Raw genomic sequence first — 21742 nt, 5'->3', positions numbered from 1 at the left:
ATCCATCAAAGGCTTTGACGAGAGTCATTCGATTCTGTGTGAGCGTACCGGTCTTGTCGGAGCAGATCACCGATGCGCTTCCAAGAGTCTCGACGGCCGGCAACCTGCGGATGATGGCGTTGCGCTTCACCATTCTTTGAACACCTATGGCAAGCACGATCGTGACGATGGCCGGGAGTCCCTCGGGAATAGCTGAAACTGCGAGCGATACGGAGATCATGAAGATCTCCATCAAAGGAATTCCGTCGATCAGCCCTATGACGAATATCACCGCGCAGACCAGAAGCGCGGCTATTCCCAGGTACTTGCCTAGTGTTGCCAGCTTTCGCTGAAGGGGAGTAGAACTCTCTTCTTCACCGGCCAGAAGACCGGCGATCTTTCCCATCTCCGTATCCATGCCTGTGGCCGTCACCACGGCCTTCGCACGACCGTAAGAGATGCTACAACCGGAGAAGATCATGTTATGACGGTCTCCAAGTGGAGCATCGCCGGGTACAGTCGTCTCTGCGCTTTTTTCCGACGGGATAGATTCGCCGGTGAGTGCCGATTCCTCTACTTTCAAGCTCGCGCAGGATATGAGCCGTCCATCGGCCGGTACGAAATTGCCGGCCTCTACGAGGACTATGTCTCCCGGGACTAGGCCGGTGGACTCGATCATGCTTTCTTCACCATCCCTCAGAACTCTGGCGTGCGGTACAGAGAGTCTTTTTAGGGCCTCCAGAGCCTTTTCGGCTTTGCTTTCCTGAACCACCCCGATTATCGCGTTCAACACAACGATGAGAATGATCAGCACAGGTTCTATGAAGCCTTCTCCTTCGTAGAATGAAACGGCGAAAGATAGGACGGCCGCCGCCATCAGTATGATTATCATGATGTCTTTGAATTGCTCGAGAAAACGCCGGAAATTTCCCTTCTTTTTTTCTTCCCTCAATCTGTTTTCACCGTGACTTTCAAGACGAAGTGCCGCTTCTTCGGCGGAGAGTCCCACTTCCGGATTGACTCCAAGCTGCTTCAATATCTCTGTCAGACTATCGTGGTGCGGTATCATATTCTCTTCTCCTTCCTTCCGTAATGAAATAACTCTGTATAGATCGTTATTGACTGAACGTTCAGTCAATAAGTAAAAAAAACTTACATGTGTCGGCGGCACAGGCTATGATCTAAATACCTCTAGGTTTTGTCGTTGCGCAAGAGTATCTCGCTTCCCGATACGAGCGAGGCGAAGATTATCTTGAAAGAGCGTAGAAAAGAGTCTTTCAATTCCCTGTCGCTCATCGAGCTAATGACTTTGTACTCCTCGTAATGAGCGGCGAAATTGATCAGCGGTACTATGGAGAAGAAAAACTTGAAGACCGACATATCTCCCGAATATGTGAAATCCCTGTCGGCCTCGTATATAGTTTTGAATACGGGGTTGTCTTCACCGTCGCCCGTCAGTTTCATAAGCCTGAACAGGTCGTTGTGATGTTTGCTGTCTTTGAGAGATTCAAGCATGAGTATGCGTATGACGGCCCTTTTTTCCAGCACAAAGTCCAGCGCGCGCTCGTAGTAATCTATAACCTTTCTGGAGAAATCTCGAATCGCTCCCCCGTCGATGAAACGAAGCCTGTCGGTTTCGATGTCTAGTTTCCCATCTCTGATCATCTGAACTATGCCAGTGTGAACGAAATCCATGGCGATAGTAGTCGCATCCTTCATGAGCGAATCGACCAGGTGGTTGAGGATTTCTTCTTTGCTCTCGAAATAGTAGTAAATGAGGCCTTTGGTCACTCCGGCCATCGAGGCGATCTCTCCGGTCGTGGTAGCATCGTATCCTTTCTGTGAGAAAAGCTGTATTGAGGCGTTAATAATTCTTTCTCTCGTTTCCTGGCCATCGTCGTTTTTCAAGCGAAGTCCCCCTGCTGACCGGTCATTTAATTCAATTATATACACTTCATGATATCTGTCAAGTCGCTGGCATCGCTTCACTATGACAGGCTTGATTTCTATAATTAACCGCAGTTTGTGATTGGCTGTCTGCTAATAAAGACCAGGGCTAAACGAGTTGTCTGTGTACGATGAAAAAACCTACAACAAGAGGTGGGCCGTAATGTGCTTTCAGTCACGCTTATTGTAGGTATTTGCCGATAGACCTCACGATGATGTTTAGCGGCCTCCGATTTGAAGCATTGCAACTCCCGAGAAGTTGAAACTCTTGAACGCATTCCGCATCATAATTATGAACTCTTTGAGTAGCGTGAAAAACAACGGTTCGCTCTTTTCAAAAATCGGGCGGACGGCAGGCAATGCCACCGTCCGCTCACCGGAATCGAGTTTCCCGCCGCCCGGACCGTCTCCCTGACCGTTTCCCGGAGAACCGTAACCCGCACCATCGTCCGGTCCATCGGAGATGCCGTCGCCTGGACCGTTTCCGTTGTTCGCAAACACCAAACCAAAAACCACCAATAAAAGAAGGGTAAGTGTGATTATTCGCTTCATACTATTGACCTCCTGAGAGAATTTATGAAATAAGTATAGAAGAACATCGATTAAAGAGAGATTAAAAACTATCATCGCATCTCTTCAGTCTCTCCCCTTCTCGCTCTTTCCAGGGATGGGTCCATGCTCCTGGACGAAACGAAGGACGGCTCTTCACTCTCTTTTGCTCTTGCCAGACTCTAGACCCCACACCTCTGACCCCGCTCTCCCTATAAGGGTTTAGCATTTCATAAATCAGTAAAGCTTGATCTGAAAAGCTTTTCATAGTAGTTATTGTACAGATTAGTAAAACTTGACTCAATCCAATTTACGGTGTAGAATTCAAATACGTACGTACATTTAAGATGCGGGGGGCGATCGTCATCACATCCAAATATGGGATCATCGAGCGCTATTTGCTTGAGGAATTGAAGTCCGGAAAGTATTCGGCTGGCGATAAACTCCCAACGGAAAAAGAGTTGATGACGAAGTTCAACGCCAGTAGAGAGACTGTCAGAAAGGCACTGGACAGATTGACTCTGAAAGCCGTCATTGTCCGCAGGCCAGGCCTTGGGACCTTTGTCAGCTATGGAAACGATAATCATCTGGTTGGAATACTCGTTCAGCAGATAACCAGTTATATCTTTCCCTATGTCGTACTAGGTGCGGAGGATTATCTTTTTAGAAATGAATACAAAATGCTTCTGGGAAACGCTTCCGAAGATCCGGTCAAAGAGAGACAGATTCTTGGCGAGTGGATGGAATCCGGCGTCAAGGGGCTGATTATCGACCCTGTCTACAGTGCGACCAAGAGATCGAACAAGGATTTTGTGAAGTCTTTGACGAAATCCGGGATCAAGATAACCCTTGTTCACACCGATTGGAACATTGATCAGGTGAGTTGCGTCATTCTAGACGATGCCAGCGGAGGCGAAAAGGCTGCCGAGATCTTTTACGATTATGGCCACAGAAGGGTTGCAGTCATTTACAAATCCACTCATCTTCCGGGTGTTGTCAGGGCTAGGAGTTTCATCGAGAGGTGCCGGCAGCTGGGAGTCGATAGAATCTACGATAAGGCCTTCAACGTGTCTGAATTCACAGGAGCGCCCATGCAGATCGCCCACGAACTCATGTCTCTCCCCTTGCAGATAAGACCTACCGCGATTTTTTGCTACAACGACGCAACGGCCCTTCAGCTCCAGCTGGTCGCAAAGCGTTTAGCTTTGAGAATACCGGACGACATATCCGTTATCGGTTTTGACGATGGCCCCATCGGTGACTTCAGAGATGTTTTGACTACCTTCGCCCACCCTAAAGAAGAGGTAGGCAGGAGAGCCGTCGAAATTCTTCTCGATATGCTCAACGGCGGCAAACCCCAGAAAGTTGTCTTTAAACCTGAACTCATAGAGAGAAGTTCCATCACTCAGGCGAAATCATAAAGAGCTTAGAACTCTAAAACGGGAAAACCTCTTCGATAATTGTGCCGCCCACGCAGGGCGGTCTTTTTTCTTCGACTTCGTTGAGCGGATTTCATCGAGAAAAACCTGATTAATCTTATTTGTACGGACATTTAAGCATCAGATATTCTGTGAAATCTGAAGAAAACCCTACAATCACGTAAAAGAGAGTACGAATATCATCAATATTCCCCGCAACTCGCTTCTCACAGGTCTCTTTCAAACATAACTGTGTTTGTTCGGGAGGTTTTTCGTTTGGTAGAATCTAGCGTAAGTAGATCACTTCATAGTTTCTTTTTTCATTCTGTTGCTTTGGCGTTTTTTTGGACTGTGTTTTTTAAGTAATTTAAACTTGAAAGGGTTTTGCTTAACACAATAAGGTACGTACATATAAGTATTTCCGGAGTCCATGCCAAACTAACGATCGAAGCCAGCAAATTTCTCCCGGTCATATCCTGTTGTCACAATGATGGAAAAATGATTACGAACAGAGAGTTTTTCTGGTTCCATGGGGGGTGATGTGGCAAGGGAAGAACAAATGTCATCGAGTTATCCTTTTTCTGGTCAATCGGTTATTACCTTTTCTAGGAGGTGAAACTAAATGAAAAAGTTCATGTGTTTGGTTCTTGCGCTGATCGTTTTTGTAGGCTTTTCTTTCGGAGTAACGGTTACGATGATGACACCGCTCACCGGAGCGGACGGGGCTTACATGGATGAAATCGTTGCAAAGTTCAACGCCACGCACCCCGGAATCGAGGTCGTTCATGTCGTGGTCGAATCGTCTCTGGATATGAAGAACAAGCTTTCGATGGGTATTGCATCGAAAACCGCGCCGGAAATAATGTTCATCCGCAAATTCGATATGCCTCTGTACCTGCAGCATTTCAAAGGCTTCACTCCTGATGAATGGCTGAACAATTACGGGATCGATGTAAATGACATCTTCCCCGGTGTTCTCGACGGACTTGTTATCGACGGTAAAGTCGTGGGAATCCCACTGGATATATGGATTTTCTACATGGCTTACAACAAGGCCAACTTCGCAAAAGTGGGCCTGGATCCGGAGAACCCGCCGAAGACGAGGGACGAGTTTATAGCGGCGATGGAAGCTCTGATCCCGATTACCCCTGCCGGATTGACTCCCTACTACGAGAATCCCGCCTGGACATGGATATGGTTCCATCTGCTATGGCAGCACGGCGGCGATCTTCTGACCGATGACTTCAAAAAGCCGGCCTTCGCTAAAGCGGGAATCGAGGCCTGCAAATTGATGCTCACGATGCAGGAAAAGGGCATTCTCCCGATGCAGGTAGCCGATCCTGGCGTATCGTTCCAGTCGGGCGATAGCACTGTTCTGATAACGGGTATCTGGACGATCCAACCCTGGATGGAACAGCTCGGCGAGGCCTTCGGCTACGCGGTATCACCTCAGCTGGGTACGACCAAGGCCGTCTTCGGAGGTTCGCACGTTCTGGCGATGCCGAAGGTAATGGTTGAAGACCCGAAGGTTCTGGACGCCGCAACTACCTTCATGAAATACCTCTGGGACAACGCGATAGACTGGTATGCGGCCGGTCAGACACCAGCCAGAATCTCCATTTCGCAGAGTCAGGAGCTGAAGGAGAGACTGCCACACATTTACGTTGTCTCTCAGGAATCGGAATATGTAAAGCAGTTCCAGATGTTCCCGTTGATATCGGAAATCGAAGCCGAAATCGCTGTATATCTCGACGAAATACTGGTGCTGCACTCCATCTCTCCCGAAGAGGGTATGAAAGAAGCCGAATTTGCGGTGCAGGAGATTCTTGACGATTACTGGTCAAGAGCGAGGTAAGCTTTCATTAATTGGGTGAAGGGAGGAGGAGCAATTGAGACAATCACAATCGAAGTCGCATAGACATTTCCACAGGGAGGTAGGGTCGTGGTTGTTCCTCCTCCCTCACCTGTTTTTCTTCGTCTTGTTCGTCGCCATTCCTCTGGTCTTTGGGATGGTAATCAGTTTCTTCAACTGGAGTCTGCTCAGCGACAATGTCTTTGTAGGAGCCAGCAACTACGTCCGCACATGGAACGACTCGAGATTCTGGCCTGTTGTTCAGAACACTGTGATATTCGCGATAGTAAGCGTTCCCCTTACAATAATAGTGGCCATACTCTTTGCCCATATCCTCAACAAAAAAAGGTTCGGACAGTTATGGCTGTTAATCGCTTTTGTCTCACCGGCCTTCTTCGGATCGGTGGGCATTCTCAGCTCGTGGAAATGGATATTCGCTTCCTTTCCCTCAGGTCTGGCGAATTACTACCTGAATAAAGCAGGTTTCATCAATGCTGCCGTTTCTTGGTTTGGAAGCACCGGGGTCGCCTGGGGAGTGATAATATTGGTGACCATTTGGTGGATAGTGGGGTTCAGCATTCTGCTCTATATGGGCGCGTTGCAGAGGATCCCTCCCGAGCAGTACGAATCGGCGAAACTGGATGGAGCGGGACCATGGAAGAGGTTTTTGTACATTACCTTGCCCTGGATAAGGAGCGTACTCTTCTTCGATGTGGTCAGACAGGTTATTCTCGCTTTCGGGCTTTTCGACCAGGCTTACATACTATCGGTCGGCGGTCCTGCCGGCACCACGAGAACAATGGTCTATTACCTGTACCTGGTGGGGTTCGAGAGACAGGATTTCGGAAGGGCCGCGTCGATATCCTGGTTTATTTTCGCGATAGTGCTTATCTTTGCGGTAATACAGCTCGTGCTCGTGACGAAGTCGATACGCTCGACAGAGGGGTGAGAGAATGACTTCTACAGTTGCCATAAACAAAAAGAAACTCAGCAAGCGCATAACTGCCGTCGTTGTAACGATACTTCTCTGGGCATTTGCGGCTTTTTGGTTTGCGCCGATTTTCTGGATGCTGTCAACTTCGCTGAAGTCAACGGCAGTGGCTGTCATTCAGACGCCTCCCGAGTGGATACCTGAAAACCCCACCCTGGAGAATTACAAAATCATTTTCGCGCCTTCAGGGGGGCTTTCGCTCATCAGGGCAACTCTGAACAGCGTGATCGTCGCCGTCGGTTCCACGCTGGCAACGCTGGCGCTTTCTATTCCGGCCGCTTATGCTCTCTCGCGTCTGCGATTCAGGGGTCGTATGCTTGTTTTCTGGATCTATGTGGCCGTGCTCGCCTTCCCCGGCGTGCTGTTTTTGGTGCCTCACTTCTTCATAATTCAGGGAATGGGACTGACAAACTCCTATCTAGCCCTGATTCTACCGGGCCTCGGGGGAACTTTCGGCGTCTTTCTCTTTAGACAGTACATGCTCGATATTCCCGGCGAGCTGGAGGATGCCGCCTGGATAGACGGCTGTTCGAAGTTCAGGTTCCTTATAAGCATAGTAATTCCATATGTCAAGCCGGCGATGCTTGTGCTGGGCTTGATGACCTTTCTGGGTTCGTGGAACAGTTTTCTCTGGCCGCTTTTGATACTCAGCAAGTCCGACAAATTCACGCTTCCGATAGCGCTTATAAGATTCAGTGCCGGCTGGGGCGACCCCTACCGCGGGATAGGTCCGATGATGGCCGGGGCCTTCTTTTCGGTTGCACCGTCGCTGATAATCTTCGTTGTCTTCCACAGATACTTGATGAAAGGGATATCTCTGGGATCTCTTGGAAAGGAGTAGGTCTCATGTCGTTTGAGCAGTCTTCTTCGGAGAAGGGATTTGTACTTCCTAACTTTATCGTGCGGACCTGTTGTCTGCTTTTCATAGCCTTGTTCGTAAGCACTTCCGTCTTTGGAGGTAATGTTTTGCCTGAAGTCGACACAAGTCTTTTCGAGGAAAGGATAGAAAACGATAGAAAGATACCGATCAGTATAAGCATCGTGGATGAGCAGGGGAGACCGGTGAGTAAAGCTTTTTTGACTGCAAAACAGCTTTCACACGAGTTTTACTTTGGGAACGCTCCGGAATATCTCCTGTACGCTTATGCCCAGTCAAGTTACAACAGGGGTAGGAGATTCGGAACCAGACCTCTGCCTGAGGAAGACCTCGCGGAGTATATGCGGCTCTATCTGGAGCTCTTCAACTTCGCTACCCTTCCGTCCTTCTACTGGGCCGACTACGAATCCACTCAAGGGCGTCTACGCCTGGTAGATGCTTCAAAAAAGATCGCCGAATGGCTCAAGGAAAACGGTGTTCCCGTGAAAGGTCACACACTCGTCTGGGGAAACCCTCCGAGTGTCGGTGTTCCCGGCTGGGTGGAAAGAATGGGAAAGCTGGAACAGTGGTCGGAGGTTCGCGATCTTCTTTTCAAAAGGGTGGCTAGAGAGGTTGAAGAGTTCAAAGATCTTGTCCAATACTGGGATGTCGTTAACGAACCGATCGTTCAGAACTGGTTCGACTCACTGGGCACGGACTATATCGCTCAATCGTACAGAATAGTTAAGGAGACCGACCCCGATGCAATCACGGTTCTCAACGAATACGGCGTTCTGGTCAACACAGGTACCAGAAGGGCTTTCATTTCTAGAGCCAGGCAGTTGATAAACGAAGGTGTGCAGATAGACGCGATAGGTGCCGAGGCCCATATCTTCACCGCACAGGACCTCCTTGGGCAGTTGGGATCGCTCGAGAGCATTTATCTGGCGATAGACGAACTGGCTCAACTTGGAAAACCCGTACACATTTCGGAGTTTCAGATTCCTCTTCCCGCGGTTATCGATGCCTTCAAAGTGTCTATAAGCGAGGCCGAAGAGATCCAGGCGGAGATCGCGAAGATCTTCTACAAAGTCTTCTTCAGCCATCCGGCAGTAGAAGTCATTACTTACTGGAACTTCTACCGCGCCTGGCAGTCGGGAAGTGGATTCCTGCGCGATGATCTGTCTATCAAACCGCTCTTCTACGAACTGAAGAACTTGATCCATGGAGAATGGAAGACGGACATGAAGGTCGACGTCGGTTCCTCCGGAGAAGTCGCTTTCAAAGGATTCGCCGGTAATTATGAAATCACCGTTGCCACTGATGGTTTTTCAAAGACTTTCTCCCTGGATGTGGGCGGCAAAAAGGAAAACAACTTCGTTCTCGTAATCGGAAAGGAACAGGAGGTGCGATGAATGAGACCTTCCATAGCGATTTCGATCGTCCTGTTTATGGCTTTGCTGTTCGTTCCCGCATCCGTTCTGGTGGGCGTCGATCATGTGATAGCAGTGAACTCTATCAACCTCGGCCCTGTAATAAGTCCCTTTCTCTACGGCGTTTTCTTCGAAGATATCAACCATGCGGTTGACGGTGGTCTTTACGCCGAGCTGGTTAGAAACCGCTCCTTTGAACATACCGATCGCATAGAAGGCTGGTCTGTGGTCCTTGAGAAAGGCTGCAAGGCGAGCTTTTCGATTAAATCCGAAAGACCTGTCAACGGTAACAACACTAGTTATCTGAGGTTCGATATAGAATCCGACGATAGGCGCGTGATTCTCTCCAACGATGGTTACGATGGAATTCCTCTCGTCGGGGGCGAGAGTTATATCTTCTCCTCGTTCATCCGTGGCGATGATTACAGCGGAGAAATCGAAATCCGCCTCATGGATTCACAGGGGAACTCAATAATCACCGCCAGCCTGGGATCGAAATTCGCTGATCTGTGGGAGAGATATTCCGTGGTCCTAGAAGTTCCGGAGGACTGTCATGATGGTCGGCTGGCGTTGATCTTGAAGGGCTCCGGTCTGATATGTCTGGATATGATCTCGCTCCTGCCAGAGAGGAACTGGCACGGTATGAGGCCGGATCTTCTGGAAATGCTCAAGGAATTGAAGCCGGGGTTCTTGAGGTTTCCCGGTGGTTGTCTGGTAGAGGGTGACAGCCTTGAAAACTCCTACCGCTGGAAGGACACGATCGGTCCGGTGGAAGAGAGAAAAGCTAACTACAACCTATGGGGCTACAACCAGTCCTATGGAATAGGGTTTTTCGAGTATCTTATTCTGGCTGAATATCTGGGCGCCGAGCCCGTGCCGATATTCAACGCGGGAATCTCCTGCCAGGTTCGCGGGGCCGAGTACTGTTCGATGAATACAATGGACGGGTGGGTTCAGGATGTTCTTGACTTCATTGAGTTCGCCAACGGGCCGACAGAAAGTTCCTGGGGGGCGAAACGTGCCGAACTCGGTCATCCCGAACCTTTCAACGTTACATATATAGGCGTAGGAAACGAGAACTGGGGAAATGAATACCACGAGCGCTTCGCACTCTTTCAGAAAGCCATAAAAGACAAACATCCCGAGATCGTCATACTCTTCAGCGGACCGCCTTCCTACGAGGGCGCACCGTTCAACAGGGCCTGGAGATGGGCCCGGCAGAACGCGGTGGAGATTATCGACGAGCATATTTACGCCGTGCCCGAATGGATGCTGAGAAACACCGAAAGATACGACAAATACGATAGAGAGGGTCCAAAGGTTATGCTCGGGGAATATGCAGCCCATGAGGCTGGAAGGAGAAACACCCTGCAGGCGGCATTGGCCGAAGCGGCATTAATGACCGGACTGGAACGCAATAGTGACGTTGTGATAATGGCGGCGTACGCTCCCCTTTTCAACAGACCGGGCTGGTCGCAGTGGACCCCAGATCTAATCTGGTTCGACAGCACGAGGGTTTATGGAACACCCAGCTATCACGTCCAGAGGATCTTCAACAGGAACCTTGGAGATATCATCGTCGATTCCAGTCTTACGGACGAAGATGTCGAAGTCATAGGCTATTGGTTCAAGTCGCTTTATCATTCCTGTAGCTTTGACTACGAAACCGGAGATTTGATAATAAAGGTCGTCAACCCCTGGCCCGAGGATAAAGAGGTTCTGGTGGAAATAGATGAAGCCACAAAAGTGACGGGCAAAGGGGAAGCGACAGTGATAACTTCCGATAGTATCTTCGACGGAAACACTTTCGAAGATCCCGAAAGGATCGTACCCATGACCACGGTTTTGTCGGATTTCTCCAATCGATTCACATTCAGCTTCGAAGGTAATTCGATCACGGTCTTGAGATTGAATACCGGGAGTCTTTAAAAATCTCATAACGATTAGTCAATCAGGGAGGGATTACAGTGCAGACATACGTCAGGGTCAGACCGGAAAAACTCGGAAAGATAAACGATATGATCTATGGACATTTCACGGAGCATCTGGGTAGATGTATCTACGACGGAATCTTCAATGAAAAATCCTCAAAGTCCGACTCGCGAGGATTCAGGAGAGATATCATAGATGCCGTAAAAAAGATCAAGTGCCCCATCTTGAGATGGCCTGGTGGCAACTTCGCGTCCGCGTACCACTGGCAGGACGGTATCGGACCGGTGGAGAAACGGCCGCAGCTGCTGAACTATATATGGGGCGGGTTGGAAAGCAACAGGTTCGGAACGGATGAATTCATACAGTACTGTTGCGAGCTTGGCACCGAACCCTATCTGGCCGTGAGTCTGGGGACGGGAACGCTCGACGAGGCTGTCGCCTGGCTCGAATACTGTAACCTCGATACGCCGACCAGATACGCAGGAATGAGGAGAGAAAATGGCCATGCCGAGCCGTATGGAGTTAAGTACTGGGGGATTGGAAACGAAGTGTACGGCCCCTGGCAGGTCGGTCACTGCAGCGCGACCGAATACGCCGAAAAGCTGAGGCAGTACACACAGTTCATGAAGGGCGTGGACCGTTCGATAAAGGTTATAGCCGTTGGCGCCGACAATCCCGACTGGGATATGACGGTGTTGAAACACGCCGGGCACCTGATCGATTATATCTCGATTCATGAGTACCACGGTTCGGACGATTACTTCGGCACCGTGGCTTCGGTGTATTACTGCGAGCAGAGATTGAAGCTGCTCGAGAACCTTATAAAGCACCTTCGCCTGGATCATGTGAAGATCTCGTTCGACGAATGGAATGTCTGGTACAAAATCAGTGCGGAAAGGGAGGGCACAGAGAAGGGAACGGTACTCATCGAAGAACCGTACGCACTGAAGGATGGGCTCTTCGCGGCCGGAATATTCGCCGTGATGCACAGAATGAACGATACGGTACAGATGGCCAATCTGGCGCAGATGGTTAACGCCCTGGGTATGATAAAGACGAAGGGAGACGAGATCGTCCTTACTCCGATCTATCACGCCTTCGATCTCTTCGTGAACCACACGGGCCGGACCAGACTCGCCATGGATATCGACACACAAAGGTATGACATAAAGGCCAGAACGTTCGTCGAGGGGCGCAACAGCTTCCAGCTGAAGGGTGTTCCATACATCGACGGTTCGGCCACTTACGACGAAAGGAGAAACGTACTCAGCGTAGCGCTGATCAACTATTATCAGAAGGAAACCGATATACGTCTCGATCTTTCGGGGCTGGAAGCTAAGAAAAAGGCCGATCGGTACGTTCTGACCGGCTCGGCTCCTGACGAGATGAACGACTTCGACAACCCCGATAGGATACATCTTGTGAACGATGAACTGGCCGTGGGAACCAGGGAGATGAATCTCAGGCTCGCTCCCATGTCGGCCAGTGTAATCGAGTTCACTCTGGAAAAAACACTTTGAGTTTGAAAAATCGACAAGCTAACGGCAGAAAAACTACGACGGGCGTATTCTTCCAAGTCCGGCCGACTGAGTCATCCGGGAGGTTGAAAGGAGGGAAAGGATGTATCAAAAGCTAAAACTCGGGTTCGCTCCCACAAGGAGAAACGTTTTCAGCAAGAAAGACGCTCATGAACAAAGAATTCTCATCGAAAAAAAGCTGAAGGCCTGGAATGTGGATTACGTCGGTCTCGACTGGCTGAACGAAGAGGGGCTCATTTACGATCCCAAGGATTCACCAGCGGTGGCGGAACATTTCAAAAAGGCCAAAGTGGACGCCATCTTTGCGCCTCATGTAAATTTTGGAACCGAAGAAGCCGTTGCCAAGCTCTCCAGAGAACTCGATGTGCCCCTTCTCCTCTGGGGGCCACGAGATGATGCCCCGCTGCCCGATGGAAGTCGTACCCGTGACACCCAGTGCGGCCTTTTTGCGACGGGCAAGTTGTTGAGACGCTTCGGTGTTCCCTTCACATACATAGTGAACTCTTCGGTCGATGATCCCCTCTTCGAAAGGGGATTCAAAAACTTCCTCGCCGCTGCTTCGGTGGTCAGGGCTTTTCGCAATATGAAAATCGGAGTTATAAGCAACAGGCCGAGAGACTTCTGGACCGTCATAAACAACGAAGGAGAGCTTCTAGAAAAGTTCGGCATAGAACTCATCCCGACAACTCTGATAGATATTGTGGAAGAGGCGAAAAAATATCTGGACTCTAAAGAGCTCGACCGGGAATTGGCCGGACTAAGGGACAGAGTCGATTACTCCAGTGCGGGTGAAGAGAGTTTCAAGAAGGTGTTGACGCTCAAGATCGTGATGGAGAGGTGGGCGGTCGAAGAGAGATTGAGCGGAATAGCCATTCAATGCTGGAACGCTCTGCAAAAGGCGTATGGCGTAATGCCCTGTTTTGCCCATTCTCTACTATCGGATAATAAAATCCCCGTTGCCTGCGAAACCGACGTTCACGGAGCGATAAGCATGGAACTGGCCCAGGCGGCCACCATGTATCGAAAACCTTCCTTTCTGGCCGATCTTACTATCAGACATCCGACCGACGACAATGCCGAGCTGCTGTGGCATTGCGGGCCTTTCCCGCTTTCGCTCGCGAAGGAAAAACCGTACATCGGAAAACACTTCATACTCGACAGCCACAGTCCCGGGGTATCGGAATGGGAGATAAAGGGGGGTAAACTCAGCGTTCTCAGATTCGACGGAGACTTCTCGAATTACAAGCTTTTCGTATCTCACGCCGAAAGCACTGATGGGCCTTTCAACAAGGGAACGTACGTCTGGGCGAAATTCAGGAACTGGCCAAAGCTCGAAGAGAAACTGGTGTGCGGCCCCTACATTCATCATGTGGCCGGCGTCCACGACAGGATAATGCCTGTAATCTATGAGGCCGTCAAATACATGAAGGGCGTCGAGCTGGATCCTGGCGAGCCTGGAATAGATGAGGTACAATCTTGGTTGAGACATGAAATCGATGAAATCTGAAAGGGTGGTAGGATATGTATTTGATCGGGTGCGATATTGGGACTCAGGGTACGAAAAGCGTTATGGTGGACGAAAGCGGTCGTGTTCTCGTCGAGGCACAGAGAGAGTACGATGTCATCAAACCCGGCTCAAACTGGGCCGAACAGTGGCCGGACGTCTGGGCGAGGGCTGCCTTCGAAACGATGGGGGAAGTGGTAGAAAAATCGGGAGTGGCGAAGGAAGAGATCGCCGCTCTGGCGATCAGCGGTCTCTACGGCGGCTCCGGTGTACCGGTGGACAGGGAGATGAAACCGCTTTATCCCTGTCTCATATGGATGGACAGACGTGCGACGGATCAAACCGGCTGGGTTAAGGATAACATACCTAAAGAAGAGATCTTTTCTATAACCGGCAATTACGTCGATTCCTACTATGGCTTCACCAAAATGATGTGGCTCAGGGACAACAGACCCGAGATCTGGAAGAAGATATACAAGTTCGTGACGCCGAAAGATTACGTTGTCTATCAGCTTACCGGAGAAAATGCCATCGACTACTCATCGGCAGGGAATATAGGCGGTGTTTTCAACATAAGAAAACTTACATGGTCTACAGATATGTGTAAAGCTCTGGGAATCCCGATCGAATACCTTCCCGAGAGAATCGTGAGATCTAGCGATGTGGTTGGAAAGATCACTCGGGCCAGTTCAAAACTCTGCGGCCTGCCCGAGGGAACGCCCGTCGTTTCCGGTGGAATCGACGCCCCCGTCGCCCAGCTTTCGGCCGGGGCGCTCGAAGAGGGCGAACACGTCGCCATGGTCGGCACCTCTACCTGCTGGGGAACCGTCCACGACGGCAGCGAGCTACCCTTCGGGCTCGTCAGTTTTCCGTATGTGGTTCACGATACCGAGCGGATATACTCCTTCGGTGGTTCTGCCACTACCGGAGCGCTCGCCAGATGGTTCAAAGAGGAATTCGCGGACAGCGAAACGTCTGTGGGTTTGCGAACGGGTATTTCACCGTATCAGCTTCTTGACAGGGAAGTCGAGACGATACCGGCCGGAAGCGACGGAATAATAGTACTCCCTTACTTCATGGGCGAAAGATCGCCGATCTGGGATCCCTTTGCCAGAGGGGTTTTTTTCGGAGTGACCCTCGTGCACACGAGGGGCCACATGTACAAAGCCCTCATGGAAGGAGCGGCATTCGCCCTGCGACATAACATCGAGGAGGGAATCAAGGCCGGCCTGAAACTGAACGATGAATGCTGGATAGTCGGCGGAGTGGCTAAATCCTCTGCCTGGAACAGCATCTTCGCCGATATCACCGGCTACAAGATGAGACAGGTATCCAGCCTTGTGGAGGCTCCCTTCGGAGATGCCTTCTTGGCAGGGCTGGGCGTGGGATTGATCGACAGACCTGAGAAGATAAAAGAGTGGGTGAAGTTCAGAGAACCGATCAATCCCGACCCGAACAATCGCGAGATATACGAAAAATCTTACGCGCTATTCCGCCAGCTCTACGAGAGAACGAAAGACTTGATGTGGCAAATCTGATACGGGTGGGGGAGACCCCACCTTTTCATTGTGGTTGTCAGAGAGGAAGGCGATAACGAAGGTCTGTATAGTTTCCTATCGGCGGCGAAGGCGTTCATTGGCATATAGACCAATCCCATTTCCTACCATGCTCTCAAACCGGCTAGAATCAAACGTTTACCGAATGTTCCCCCAGATATGCCCCTGGTGGAGCTTACAAAGAGGTTGTCCAGATAGTTCATCTCTTCTATGGTGCCGAACCGGTTACCCGTGATAGATCCAAAAAAGAAAAGCTGGCCCAGCTTGGTCCTTTCGTTTTTGACAACGGTGCCCAGATCGGGGAAGGTGAAGGCACCGCCGATTCCATTCTTCTTGAAGGCTGAAAACTCCCCCGCTAGAGCCCTGATAGCGTGGGTGCCCTTGCCAGAGTTACCGATCACATAAGTGTTTATTATGTCTCCACCTATACTGACCAGCGAGAGATGATCCTCTGCCTCGCGCTCTGAGAAGTCATTCAGCAGTTCCTTGACCTTGCTCCAGGTGTTGATCTCCTGGTTGTTGACCTTGCCTCCCTGCGTTCTGGCCTCGTCGAACTCGTCGTCGAAATCGCCGTACATCAGCTGGCAATTCACGGTAATCGAACCATAGACGGTAATGCTGTACTGTCCGTTTATATAGTACAACTTGAGGGGATCGCTTTGTGAATCTCCTATAAACAGGTTTCCGTGAATGGCGATGTGCACCGGGAAGTCCTCGGCATAAATTTTTGTGGTGAATACTCCGCTCTCAGTTTTGTATTTTAGTATGAGATACCTGTGTTCACTCCCCGCGGCGTCGGGAAAATATATGGTGTAGGGTGCGCCGCTGCTGTCGTTGGGTTTGAAAACGATCAAGCCGTCTTCATTGGCTGTGATTTCGTCGTTGAAAGGCGCCGTGTACGTTGCCACAGGAGAGAGGGACGCAAGCCAGTCTTCGTGGTCTGCAAGGAGAGTTGAAAAATACTGCTCCGAATCGGAGGCCGTCTGTGTGTACGTGTACGATCCATCGGGGGTTATGCTCCTGGCGGTTAGGCCGTAAGGGAAGACCAGCTCGAGGTTTATGCTGGAGTCGCTCACGGCTACTCCTCCGATCACGATCGCCTGTCCGTTTACCACGTCGCCCCGCCCTGTCAGTATATCGTCTTTGTTCTTCTCACCCGTGGTGACTTCGTAGAAAACCCTGGATATATCCCCAAATCTCAAAGCCGCATGCTCCAGAAGCGATTCGGCAAGTACCAGACCGTAGGAATATCTTTTCACGCCGGCTTTCTCCACCCACGAAACTATCGAATACTTACCGCCGGTGAGGTTTACCGCCGCCCCTATGGAAGTTAACTCCGAAAAGGATGCGTCCTCTAGCAGAGAAGCGAAGTCTTCATCTCCGTTGATCAACCACCATCCTTCAGAGTCGAGAGTTTGGATAACTTCCGACCACAGGTCTCCCTCATAGCCGCCCCTTGAGGAAACGAACTGAAGGAACTCCTCGAAACCTTCCCAGGCGGAATTGAAGTTGTCCTGGTTCCACTTTTCGGCGAGGACCATGGCGGCTCCCTCCACCAGATTGTTCGAAGCTACCCTCAGGTCTGAAAGCAAAGAATACTCGTTGAGTCTCCTGGAGGTGCGCTGGATGATTATACTGGCGGCTATTATCATAGTAGTAGCGAAGGTCATCAGAATTAGTGTCAACGCCAGAACGAAACCTCTATTCCGCGAAGGGATCGAATCTGAATACATGAAACACCTCCTCCACACCGACTCTTCTGTCCCTGAGGACGACCTCGAAAATCCTTCTCGTAGGGCTGTCCTCGATGTTGGTCGCCTCGACCGAAGCCACTTCAACGTCTTGAAAGCCCGGATAATTAGATAGCTGCTCGATTCGATCGATTATGTTCTCTTCACTCACGCGGTTGGCACTCCTCACGATACCTTCCACCAGCAGCTTGGCTGAATGGAGATTGGTGGAGATTTCGAGAGTCGCCGACATGGATCTGTACTGAAGAATGAGGGCGATCCCCGAACTGATCAGCATGGCCAGCACGGCAAGCACGACAAGAATTTCCGCACTCGAAAAAGCCTTTCTAATAGATCCTCACCGCCCCGTCGATCTCTTTGGTGGCTCCTCTGTACTCAAATACCGCCCGGTAATACAGATACTGCCCCTCGAGGTCGTAAAAAGTGAACTGATCAAGATGCTCGGCCAGAACCGTCCGGGCAAGAGTGTTTTCACTTTCCCTATATATGAACATCAGCCTGCCGTCGAGATATGTGATAGTTGCCACACTGGCTTCGGGAATCAGTGGAAATCTCGATTCGAGAGTTATAGTATCACCGTCGAGTCCTTCACTCAAATCAAGCCCGGTCCAGTTCCTGGAGACGATGTACTTCAGGTTGCTGCTCAACTTCACGATCTCTTCGTCGATAGTCAATTGACTGTGAATCTGAAAACCGATCTTGAAAGTTATTGACAGCATAACCATCACTATCGATATGACTATCGCAGTCAACAACATATTCATCACGGTTTCTACAAGCGAAACACCCTTTGCCGACCCGTACCATCTCAAAGATAATCACTCACCCGTCGTGAGATGCCGCTCTCGTGATCGCTCAGCATTGAATAAAAAATTCGGAAAACACCACACGCTTGAATGTTACTTATTAAATTTTAACATATCACCCTGCTTACGCATTCTGGCAAACGGAGAAAGACTCAAGATCATGAGTGATGAGCCATAAGAAGCTGTTTGATGGAACTATCCCCAGAGATCGGTATGATAATCGCCGCGTTTGAGACGGAACTTTATCTGGAAATCGATTATCTCCTGCCACATGAGTGCACTACTATTCGATTTGAAGATCACCATCTCGTCGGCCGTTCCGAAGACCGGTTCAATGCTTTTCTCGATGCTGGAATTCTTTATATCGCTGTACTTGAGAGAGAAATCTCCTATCATCGCCGAATCTTCCATTATCAGCCCATCTACTTCTTCACCCCTGAAAAAGACCCTGTCTTTCACGGGAAAGGAAAGCCCCATATTGCCGGGCTTGATTTTTTCGTGAAGTTCGATTACCTCATTGACCGATGGTCTATTCCAGCTCTTTCCGCAGGAGTTGCAGGAAAAGCCCCTACGAAAACTCTCGATAGAGCCGACTTTGCCGCACGAGGGGCACCTCCAGATGAGTCTCTCGATATGCCTGTAACTTCTGTAAGGCTTATCAAAGGTGGGATCCTCTTTTGAGAGGAAGTCGCTTATCTTGCGCTCCATTTCGGGATCGTCAGGCTGCACGGGATCGCCGAACTCCACTGTGGAGAAACCGGGGGAGAAGATACCGGCCCACCGGGGCCACAGTCTCTGTATTCCGTAGAATTTGACCGGGATGATGGGAGTTTTCAGCATCTTGAAGAGTTTCCAGATCTCCTTTTTTACACTCAGGAACTTGCCGTCCCATGAACGGGCCGCCTCGGGCGCTATACCGAGGGGAATACCTTCCTTTATGGTTGACAGCATCTGTCTTATAGCAGAGGTATCTATTGTATAGCGTTTCACGGGAATCGTTCCGAAGTTTCTCAGTAGCTTCATCCTGTCCACGTAGATCGCCGTGCCGACGAATCTGATATACCTCCAGGTCGAGTAAAATAGCAAGGGGCCGTCGTAGTGAGTCTGGTGCGCAAGTGCGATAATGAAGGGTTTTCTCTCCTTCAGCACCCTGGCGTTCTTCACTTTCGAGGGCAGCAGCACCAGTACAAGGAATTTCACCACGAGAGAAGTTGCTATGAAGAGCCACGGAACACATCTAGTGAAGTCGAAGGGTATATACTTGCCGCGTCCGGGCAGGAGCAACGGTACGGTTTCTCTGTATTTGGCGTATCGTTCGTCTCTATCCACCAGTTTTTTTTCTATGAAAAGCGTGTACAGGAGAAGACAGCAGCAGATACCGGCCCAGAGTACAAGAAAAAGGTACTTCCCCGATAACAGCACAACACCAAGCAGAAAGAGAGAGTATCCTACATAAAGTGGCTGTCTTATAAAACGGTACGGACCACTGGTGACCGTTTGATTCTGAACCGTCAACAATCCCGGGAACTTTCCCGTCCAGTAGAAAGCGACCAGCGTAGAATACAGCGAAAATGCTGCCGAGACGACCGCCGTCACCAGGCCGGCCACGGCCAAAAATCCGATACCGGAAGCGCTTCCCGACAGTATCCACAGAGGGAGCACACCCCAAAGTAATATTGATTCTGCGATATAGCTCAGGGTTTTCATAATAACCTCCCGATCGAAAAGACGGCCCCTCCGTCTTCGTTGTTTTCAGCCGTAATTGTCAGGTCAAGGGTATCACAGATCTTTCTGACGATCGAAAGACCGAGACCATGACCTCCACCGCTTCTTGAGGAATCGCTCCGGTAGAATCTATCGAATATTCTATCTATTTCCCCCTCATTGATACCGTCGCCGTGATCTCTAACATGAAGTGAACCATCGGCCCAGTAAAAAACGATGGGTCTTCCTTTTCCATATTTCATCGCATTCTCGAGCAACACCTTTAGCGCTATTTTAAGCAGAGCCCTGTCGGTCGTGACCTGCACATTTTCAACATCGACTTCGACGGTTATGTTGCCGGGTACGGGGGTGGACTGCACCAGCTCGTTGACTAACTCCCCGAGGTTGAAGCTCTCTCTGTTCGTTTCAATTACCGGGCGCGCCAGAAAGAGCAATCCTTCGGTTATGGTAAGCATCTTGCCGGCAGTAGCCGTTATGCTTTCGGCGGCTTCTTTAAGAGCATCCGGATCTTTAGAGCCCCACCTCTGTATCATTCTTGAAAAGCCGAGTATCGACGTCAGAGGCGAGCGTATCTCGTGGGCGATATCTGAAGAGAACTGCTCCTGCCTTTTGTAACCGTCCTCGATCCTATCTAGCGCCGTGTTCAGGGCTTTTTTAAGCTCTGCAAGCTCAGAAGTCTTGGGATCTATCTCCACTCTTCTTGACAGGTCTTCCAGCGTTATTTCTTTCAGTAGCGAGGTTGCCTCTCTCAGCGGTTTCGAAACCCTCCTTCCGAGCAGATAGCCGCTCAGTATGGACAGCGCTACTCCGATGATCGTCGAGAGTACCAGCGTGGTGGAAAGACTCTGCAGGAAGAAGTCCAGATCGTCCATCTGCGCACCAAGCAGAATCTTATCGTTTCCGTTGGTGAAGCCGTAGAACAGGTAAGAGCTCCCGCCGATTCTTGTCTTCATGTAACCTTCCACATCAGGTACGTTCGACAGACCGTTAGGATTTTGCACGACTATTCCCTCTATCCTCACATAGAACTCCGTTCCACCGCGACCGATAATACGGCCAATCCCCATTCTCATACCCCTACCCATGGGAGAGTCCATGAAGATCTTTCTCATCTCTTCTGAGTAGTTGCGAATGAAAACACTTTCCGACACCCTGTATATGAAAAGCGCCGAAACAGATAGAATCACCACCAGTAAAACCACGGAGTTGAAGGCCACCTGTGTTGAAGTTGAAAATAACCTCTTATCTGACAACGTAACCAGAACCTCTCACAGTCTTGATTCTCTCGCCCGACTGTCCGAGTTTTTTGCGCAGGTAGTTGATGTACACCTCCACCACGTTTGGGTTTCCCCATTCTTCGCTGCCCCAGACTTTCTCAAGGAGTCTCTCCTTCGACATCACTATTCCGGCGTTCGTCAGAAGCGCGAAAAGGAGTTCGAATTCCGTCTTACTTAACTGAACTGGTTCACCGCCAACCGTTACCTCTTTTGTATTATTGTCAATCGATATTTCGTGAAAACTCACCCTGTCCAGAATTCCCCTCCGTCTGAATATCGCCTCCATCCTGGCCAGCAGTTCTTCTATTACGAAGGGTTTGGGTATATAATCGTCGGCTCCGCCTTTAAGGCCGCGTACACGGTCTTCAACATCTCCCCGGGCCGTCAACATGATAATTGGAAGATCTGTAGATATGTACTCCCTCACTTTGTTCAAAACTCTGAAACCGTTCGCTCCGGGAAGCATGACGTCCAGTATGAGGAGATCGGGTAACTTTTTTTCCAGCCTTTTCAAAGCTGTTTCTCCTTCGGTTATCACTTCAACGGAGTAACCTTCGTGTGATAGTTCCATCTGAAGAAGCTTACCTATGTGGACATCGTCCTCTACCACGACCACGTTTCCTTTCAT

18 protein-coding genes are annotated in these 21742 nt (G+C 50.0%); 9 read left to right on the top strand and 9 right to left on the bottom strand.

The window, feature by feature from the left end:
- The 3 genes from PKX57_RS01945 to PKX57_RS01935 all read right to left on the bottom strand — a co-directional run.
- A partial coding sequence (locus PKX57_RS01945; protein WP_472415896.1) for a cation-translocating P-type ATPase occupies nt 1-1048 on the bottom strand: 1048 nt, incomplete at its 3' end.
- 122 nt (nt 1049-1170) lie between these two features.
- Nucleotides 1171-1887, bottom strand: a complete 717-nt coding sequence (locus PKX57_RS01940) for a TetR/AcrR family transcriptional regulator (RefSeq protein ID WP_472415895.1) — start codon at nt 1885-1887, stop codon at nt 1171-1173.
- A gap of 258 nt (nt 1888-2145) precedes the next feature.
- Nucleotides 2146-2478, bottom strand: coding sequence for a hypothetical protein (locus PKX57_RS01935; RefSeq protein WP_213921667.1), 333 nt, complete (start codon nt 2476-2478; stop codon nt 2146-2148).
- A gap of 344 nt (nt 2479-2822) precedes the next feature.
- Here PKX57_RS01935 and PKX57_RS01930 point away from each other — a divergent pair, with 344 nt between their 5' ends.
- The 9 genes from PKX57_RS01930 to PKX57_RS01890 all read left to right on the top strand — a co-directional run bounded on the left by PKX57_RS01930 (nt 2823) and on the right by PKX57_RS01890 (nt 15537).
- Complete coding sequence (locus tag PKX57_RS01930) at nt 2823-3896, top strand: substrate-binding domain-containing protein (protein ID WP_213921668.1); 1074 nt, start codon at nt 2823-2825, stop codon at nt 3894-3896.
- Nucleotides 3897-4515: 619 nt separating this feature from the next.
- On the top strand, nt 4516-5748 hold the full coding sequence (locus PKX57_RS01925) for an extracellular solute-binding protein (RefSeq protein WP_213921669.1): 1233 nt from the start codon (nt 4516-4518) through the stop codon (nt 5746-5748).
- Nucleotides 5749-5782: 34 nt separating this feature from the next.
- On the top strand, nt 5783-6694 hold the full coding sequence (locus PKX57_RS01920) for a carbohydrate ABC transporter permease (protein WP_472415893.1): 912 nt from the start codon (nt 5783-5785) through the stop codon (nt 6692-6694).
- Between the two features lie 4 nt (nt 6695-6698).
- Nucleotides 6699-7577, top strand: coding sequence for an ABC transporter permease subunit (locus PKX57_RS01915; RefSeq protein WP_213921671.1), 879 nt, complete (start codon nt 6699-6701; stop codon nt 7575-7577).
- A 125-nt stretch (nt 7578-7702) separates the two neighbouring features.
- Nucleotides 7703-9007: an endo-1,4-beta-xylanase gene (locus PKX57_RS01910; RefSeq protein WP_472415891.1), complete on the top strand. Its 1305-nt coding sequence runs from the start codon at nt 7703-7705 to the stop codon at nt 9005-9007.
- Nucleotides 9008-10954 (top strand): alpha-L-arabinofuranosidase C-terminal domain-containing protein, encoded by a 1947-nt coding sequence (locus tag PKX57_RS01905; RefSeq protein WP_472415889.1) that lies wholly within the window; start codon nt 9008-9010, stop codon nt 10952-10954.
- A 38-nt stretch (nt 10955-10992) separates the two neighbouring features.
- A complete protein-coding gene (locus tag PKX57_RS01900; RefSeq protein WP_214048551.1) occupies nt 10993-12477 on the top strand; it encodes an alpha-L-arabinofuranosidase C-terminal domain-containing protein in 1485 nt (494 codons plus the stop codon).
- Nucleotides 12478-12577: 100 nt separating this feature from the next.
- Complete coding sequence (locus PKX57_RS01895) at nt 12578-14002, top strand: L-fucose/L-arabinose isomerase family protein (RefSeq protein ID WP_472411578.1); 1425 nt, start codon at nt 12578-12580, stop codon at nt 14000-14002.
- 14 nt (nt 14003-14016) lie between these two features.
- Nucleotides 14017-15537, top strand: a complete 1521-nt coding sequence (locus tag PKX57_RS01890; protein WP_472415886.1) for an FGGY-family carbohydrate kinase — start codon at nt 14017-14019, stop codon at nt 15535-15537.
- 122 nt (nt 15538-15659) lie between these two features.
- Here PKX57_RS01890 and PKX57_RS01885 read toward each other — a convergent pair whose 3' ends face one another.
- The 6 genes from PKX57_RS01885 to PKX57_RS01860 all read right to left on the bottom strand — a co-directional run bounded on the left by PKX57_RS01885 (nt 15660) and on the right by PKX57_RS01860 (nt 21742).
- Nucleotides 15660-17288 carry a hypothetical protein gene (locus PKX57_RS01885; RefSeq protein WP_214050235.1) on the bottom strand — a complete coding sequence of 543 codons (1629 nt, stop codon included), beginning with the start codon at nt 17286-17288 and terminating at the stop codon, nt 15660-15662.
- On the bottom strand, nt 17257-17601 hold the full coding sequence (locus tag PKX57_RS01880) for a hypothetical protein (RefSeq protein ID WP_213921678.1): 345 nt from the start codon (nt 17599-17601) through the stop codon (nt 17257-17259). The genes PKX57_RS01885 and PKX57_RS01880 overlap by 32 nt, the downstream gene beginning before the upstream one ends.
- 31 nt (nt 17602-17632) lie before the next feature.
- Nucleotides 17633-18118 carry a hypothetical protein gene (locus PKX57_RS01875; protein WP_213921679.1) on the bottom strand — a complete coding sequence of 162 codons (486 nt, stop codon included), beginning with the start codon at nt 18116-18118 and terminating at the stop codon, nt 17633-17635.
- A 189-nt stretch (nt 18119-18307) separates the two neighbouring features.
- A complete protein-coding gene (locus PKX57_RS01870; protein WP_213921680.1) occupies nt 18308-19819 on the bottom strand; it encodes a 1-acyl-sn-glycerol-3-phosphate acyltransferase in 1512 nt (503 codons plus the stop codon).
- Nucleotides 19816-21090 (bottom strand): ATP-binding protein, encoded by a 1275-nt coding sequence (locus PKX57_RS01865; RefSeq protein ID WP_214048553.1) that lies wholly within the window; start codon nt 21088-21090, stop codon nt 19816-19818. Before PKX57_RS01865 ends, PKX57_RS01870 begins: the two co-directional genes overlap by 4 nt.
- On the bottom strand, nt 21080-21742 hold the full coding sequence (locus PKX57_RS01860; RefSeq protein ID WP_213921478.1) for a response regulator: 663 nt from the start codon (nt 21740-21742) through the stop codon (nt 21080-21082). The genes PKX57_RS01865 and PKX57_RS01860 overlap by 11 nt, the downstream gene beginning before the upstream one ends.

It is taken from the genome of Mesotoga sp. (assembly GCF_035363035.1).
GTDB lineage: Bacteria > Thermotogota > Thermotogae > Petrotogales > Kosmotogaceae > Mesotoga.
Note: the sequence above shows the minus strand (reverse complement) of the source record. Positions and strands in the feature narration are given on the sequence as shown.